We start from the raw sequence: 4,421 nt of genomic DNA, 5'->3' as shown, positions 1-4,421 counted from the left end.
GAGGATCTGGGCACCGACACGATGCGCCTGGTGCGGACCCGATCCGTCTTCGAAGGCGCGGACAACCGGCCGACGCTGGCCGGCGGTCCGGCCGAACCGACCGACTACGTGGATGAGTTGGTCGAGGGGTTCCGCGCCGGGTACGGCGTCCTCGCTCGATGTCGTGACGAACTGCTGGGCGATAGCGGATTGTTGGCGAGATTTGCCGGGATGCAGGTGCGGGCGATCCTGCGACCGACCCAGGTCTACGCGACGCTGTTGGACGAGGGCACCCATCCGGATCTGCTGCGGGATGCGCTGGATCGGGATCGTTTCCAGGACTTCCTGTGGGCACTGTCGCGACCGGACCCGCAGTTCGCCCGCCTCGTGCCCTACGAACAGGCGGATCTGTGGGAGGGCGACGTGCCGATCTTCGGTGCCCGGCCGGACTCGCGTGATCTGTGGACCGGCCGGGGCGAGCGGCTCGCGGGCTACTTCGCGCAGAGCCCGCTGGAACGTGCCCGGGCCAAACTGGCCGGCTTCGGTCCGGCCGACCGGGACCGCCAGGAGTGGGTGATCCGGGCCTCCCTGGCCACCCGGCCCAAGGTCGGGGCGGTCGAGCGAACATACGACCGTACCTGCCCGGCGACGACCGAAAACCATCCCTCGGCCGCCCCCGCCGCGGCCGCGTGCCTGGAGTCGGCCGCCCGGATCGGCGACCGGCTGGCCGCCTCGGCGATCCGGCAGGGGGATCGGGTCTCCTGGCTGGGGCTCACCCGGATCGGGGACTCCGGCTGGCAGGTGGCGCCGACGGGCGGCGGTCTGTACGACGGTGCCGTCGGCATCGCGGTGTTCCTGGCCAGGCTCGGCGCGCTCACCGGCGAGCGACGTCATCTCGACCTCGCGGTCCGGGCGTTGTGGCAGTTGCCCCGGCTGCTCGACGGGCCGGCTGCGGCCCTCGGCGGCGCCGCCGGCTTCGCCGGGCTGCCCGGGGTGGCGTACGCATTGACGCACATCGGCGCGTGTGCGGGCGAGGATCGGGTGCCGCCGCCGGCCGACGTGGTCCGGCTGATCGCGCGGGGGTCGACCCGGGACGGCGCGTACTCGCCGGATGTGCTCGGCGGCGACGCGGGCACCATCGCAGCGCTCCTGGCCGTGCACGCGCGCACCGGCTCGGCGCAGGCGCTGGAGATCGCCCTGGACCGCGGCGCCCGGCTGATGACACGTGCCGAGGCCCGGGCCGAGGGCATCGCCTGGCGGCACGAGGCGCATCCGACTCCCCTGCTCGGGTTCTCGCACGGTGCGGCGGGCATCGGCTGGGCCCTGGCCAGACTCGCGGCGGTCACCGGTGACGGTGCGATGTGGGAGGCCGCGCTGGCCGCGTTCGCCTACGAACGTGCCGAATATCGGCCGGAGTGGCGCAACTGGCCCGATCATCGGCGCGACTCACGTGCCCCGGACGCGCCTCTCTCGCACATGTACGGCTGGTGCCACGGCGCGCCGGGCATCGGTCTGGCCCGGGCCGACGTCCTGGGCCTGCGGGAGATACCCGTGCTGCGCGAGGATCTGCGGCTCGCGTTGTCCGCGACCGTGCACGGCGCGCACGTCCCGACCGCGCACTGCCTGTGCCACGGCACGCTCGGCAACGCCGAACTCGTGCTCGCGGCCCGCGAACGCGGACTCCACGACGGTCCGGACCCGATCGCCTTCGCCGCGGCCGCGATCGGGGAGGACCCGCGCTGCGGTACCCCCGGGCACGTGGAGACCCCGGCGCTGATGACCGGCCTGGCCGGGATCGGCTACGGGCTGCTGCGCCTGGCGGACCCCGAGCGGGTGCCCTCGCTCCTGCTGCTCCGGCCGCCGCGGGAGAACCGCGGGAGCGTGCGGTGAGCACGTCGAACACTCCACTCGGCACGGCGCCGTCGCGCCACCGATCGGGCCTGCTGTTGCCGGCGATCGCGCGGTTGTTCACCTGGTTGCGGCGGCGGACCCGGCGGGTGCCGTTGCGCCAACAACTCACCGATACCGAATGCGGCATCGCCTGCCTGGCGATGATCGCCTCGTACTTCGGCCGGCACACCACCACCGCCGACGGCCGGCGACTGCTGGAGGCCGGACGCGACGGTCTCTCGGTCGGCCGGCTGATCGAGGTGGCCGGGGAACTCGGGCTGTCCGCACGGGTCGAGCGGGCCGAACCGGACCGACTGCCGCCGGGTCCGCTGATGTTGTTCTGGCGCAAACGGCATTTCGTGGTGTTGGAACGGCGCACGGCGAAATGGGCCTACCTCGCCGATCCGGCCGACGGACGCATGCGCGTCTCGCACCCGGAGTTCGCCGCCGACTACAGCGGCATCCACCTGCGCCTCACCCCGGCGCCCGGGTTCACCCGCCGGCTGGGACGGCCGCGCGACTGGCCGATGTCGCGCTACCTGCGGGACGTGCTGGCGGTGCCCGGCACCCGAAAGCCGATGGCGGCAATCCTGCTCGCCTCGGCCGCACTCCAGGGCGTGGGCCTGGCCCTGCCGTTGGCCACCGCCTACGTGGTCGACACCCTGCTGCCGGACGGACGCCACGATCTGCTGCCGGTCCTGATCGCGGGCGTGGCGATCGTCGCGCTCGCCCAGGCGATCACGGCCCTGACCCGAGGCTGGGTCGTGGTGACGCTGCGCACCCGGGCCAACGCGGTGCTCACCCCCGGCTTCATGACCCATCTGCTGCGCCAACCGCTGCCGTTCTTCCTGCGCCGCTCGCGCGGCGACCTGCTGCTGCGCCTGGCCAGTGTCACCACGGCGCGCGAGGCACTGACCGGCCAGTTGCTCATGGTGGCGCTCGACGCGTCGATGCTCGGTTGCTATCTGATCGGGCTGGCCGTACTCGCACCCGAGTACGTCCTGGTCACCCTCGCCCTGGGCGGGCTGCAACTGGCCGTGATCATGGGCAGCTACGGTCGGCAGGGCAGACTCGCGCAGCGCGAACTCACCGCGATGTCCCGCGAACAGGGCTATCTGGTCGAGACGTTGGACGCCGTGTTGCCGGTGAAGGCCAACGGGGCCGAGGGCCGGGCGCTGCGCCGCTGGAGCGCCCTGTTCGAGGTGCACCAGCAGACGAGCCTGCGGCGCGGGCGCACCTCCGCCGCCGTGGACGCCGCGCTGGGCACGCTCCGGGTGATCTCGCCGCTGGTGCTGTTGACCGTCGGCGTCGGGCTGGTCCTGAACGGCGCGATGCCGGTCGGCGTGATGCTCGCCGCGAACGCCGTCGCCATCGCGGTACTGGAGCCGTTGAACTCGCTCGCCGGCGCCGGTCAGTCCCTGCAACTGGTCCGGGCACAGGTGGAACGCATGTACGACGTGCTGGACTCGGAGCCGGAGCGCGGCGGGGACGAACGGCTGCCCGGTCGCGGACCGATCGGTGTCGCGCTGACCGGGGTCACCTTCGGCTACGACCGCGAGGCCGCGCCCGTGCTGAGCGACATCTCGCTCGCGCTGCCCCCCGGACGCAAGATCGGGGTCGCCGGGCGCACCGGTTCGGGCAAGAGCACGCTGGCGCTGCTCGTGCTCGGACTGCTCCGGCCCGATCGGGGTGAAGTCCTGCTCTCCGGCGTGCCGTTGGAGCGGCTCGATCTGCGTGCGCTGCGGACGCACTGCGGTGCCGTGCTCCAGGACCTGTCCCTGTTCGACGGCAGCATCGCCGACAACATCGCGCTCGGCAGCCCGGAGTCGACCCGGTCCGAGGTGGAGCACGCGGCCGAACTCGCGGGCCTGCACGAGGACGTGCGGCGGATGCCGATGGGCTACGAGACGAACGTCGGCGAAGGCGGCGTGGCGCTGTCGGCCGGGCAGCGGCAGCGGGTCGCGCTGGCCCGCGCCCTGGTGCACCGCCCGCGGCTGCTGATCCTGGACGAGGCGACCAGCCACCTGGACCCGGCCACCGAACGCGCCGTCGACGCGGCGCTCAACCGGCTGGAGATCACCCGACTGGTCGTCTCGCACCGGCTGTCCGCGATCGAGAACGCCGACGAGATCCTCGTGCTCGACGCGGGCCGCATCGTCGAACGCGGCCGGCACCCCGAACTGCTCGCCCTGGGCGGGCACTACGCCGACCTGTTCGGCCCACATTCCACCGGAGCGCCGGCAACCCCGGCTCGCTCCGGAGGCGACGGCGCGACCAGCGCCGTTCTCACGCCCTGAGAAGGAAGGACCGTCCATGAGCAACCCGAACGACATCGACGAGCTGATCCGCGCCTGGAAGGACGAGGATCTGCGCGAGGAACTGCCCGGCGTCGTGCACCCGTCCGGTGACATCGACCTGACCATGATCTCCGGCGGCGACGTGCACACCGGCAAGTTCGCCCGGAGCACCTGGCTGCTGTCCGGCCCGCTCTGCGCGACCGTGTCCTTCGCGGCCGGTTGCTGGTAGCCGACACGCACGAAAGGCGGCCTCCC

Annotated in this window: 3 protein-coding genes; all 3 read left to right on the top strand. The window is 72.8% G+C overall.

Going from position 1 to position 4,421, the window contains the following annotated elements; translation table 11 throughout:
* The coding region (lanM, locus tag ACFXMF_RS46975) for a type 2 lanthipeptide synthetase LanM (protein WP_380021286.1) at positions 1-1,869 on the top strand (1,869 nt) is incomplete at its 5' end.
* Positions 1,866-4,166: a peptidase domain-containing ABC transporter gene (locus tag ACFXMF_RS46970; RefSeq protein ID WP_379989122.1), complete on the top strand. Its 2,301-nt coding sequence runs from the start codon at positions 1,866-1,868 to the stop codon at positions 4,164-4,166. The genes lanM and ACFXMF_RS46970, both read left to right, overlap by 4 nt.
* 16 nt (positions 4,167-4,182) lie before the next feature.
* Positions 4,183-4,395: a mersacidin/lichenicidin family type 2 lantibiotic gene (locus ACFXMF_RS46965; RefSeq protein WP_360306516.1), complete on the top strand. Its 213-nt coding sequence runs from the start codon at positions 4,183-4,185 to the stop codon at positions 4,393-4,395.
* The last annotated feature ends 26 nt before the right edge of the window (positions 4,396-4,421 follow it).

This window comes from Embleya sp. NPDC059213 (assembly GCF_042754445.1).
GTDB lineage: Bacteria > Actinomycetota > Actinomycetes > Streptomycetales > Streptomycetaceae > Embleya.
This window is presented reverse-complemented; position numbering and strand designations above follow the sequence as displayed.

What these genes read in the sequence shown, in the direction of transcription:
- ACFXMF_RS46965 (WP_360306516.1), top strand. Translation starts at nt 4,183, where the DNA reads ATGAGCAACCCGAACGACATCGACGAGCTGATCCGCGCCTGGAAGGAC.